Below are 869 nucleotides of genomic sequence, written 5' to 3'. Positions count from 1 at the left end.
AAAGATGTTTTCGCGTACAGGGCTATCACCCACTATGGCCGCACTTTCCAGAGCGTTCCGCTAACATCAATACAGCTTAAGGGCTGGTCCCCGTTCGCTCGCCACTACTAAGGGAATCTCGGTTGATTTCTTTTCCTCAGGGTACTTAGATGTTTCAGTTCCCCTGGTTCGCTTCTTAAGCCTATGTATTCAGCTTAAGATACCTAACTTATGTTAGGTGGGTTCCCCCATTCAGACATCTCCGGATCAAAGTCTGTTTGCCGACTCCCCGAAGCTTTTCGCAGGCTACCACGTCTTTCATCGCCTCTGACTGCCAAGGCATCCACCGTATGCGCTTCTTCACTTGACCATATAACCCCAAGCAATCTGGTTATACTATGAAGACGACATTCGCCGAAAATTTGCTTTCAATCACAAATTTTACCTTAGCCTGAATAAACACCAGTGAAAGTGCTATCCAGTCTAACTTTCTATTACATACCCAAATTTTTAAAGAACGATCTAATCAAAAGATCAGAAATCAACATTCACCATCCTTCGATGGAATGCTCATTTCTAAGCTTTACGACAAGTAAGCAGTAATGGTGGAGCCAAACGGGATCGAACCGTTGACCTCCTGCGTGCAAGGCAGGCGCTCTCCCAGCTGAGCTATGGCCCCATATTTCTACAGGTGCTTCCAAACAAAATTGGTGGGTCTGGGCAGATTCGAACTGCCGACCTCACCCTTATCAGGGGTGCGCTCTAACCAACTGAGCTACAGACCCAATTTTGGTCTACTGCTATCGTCTTCTTCAATGAATCAAGCAATTCGTGTGGGAACTTATGGATCAGCTGATGTCGTCGATTAAGGAGGTGATCCAGCCGCAGGT

General features: G+C 46.6%; 2 tRNA genes and 1 rRNA gene. All 3 read right to left on the bottom strand.

Annotated elements, in window-relative coordinates:
- A 23S ribosomal RNA gene (locus GHO03_RS24595) occupies window positions 1–349 on the bottom strand; the annotation flags it as partial.
- A gap of 233 nt (window positions 350–582) precedes the next feature.
- Window positions 583–658: transfer RNA gene (locus GHO03_RS24590), tRNA-Ala, on the bottom strand.
- Window positions 659–687: 29 nt separating this feature from the next.
- Window positions 688–764, bottom strand: a tRNA-Ile gene (locus GHO03_RS24585).
- Between the last annotated feature and the right edge of the window lie 105 nt (window positions 765–869).

It is taken from the genome of Pseudomonas sp. FSL R10-1339 (assembly GCF_009600545.1).
GTDB lineage: Bacteria > Pseudomonadota > Gammaproteobacteria > Pseudomonadales > Pseudomonadaceae > Aquipseudomonas > Aquipseudomonas bubulae.
This window is presented reverse-complemented; position numbering and strand designations above follow the sequence as displayed.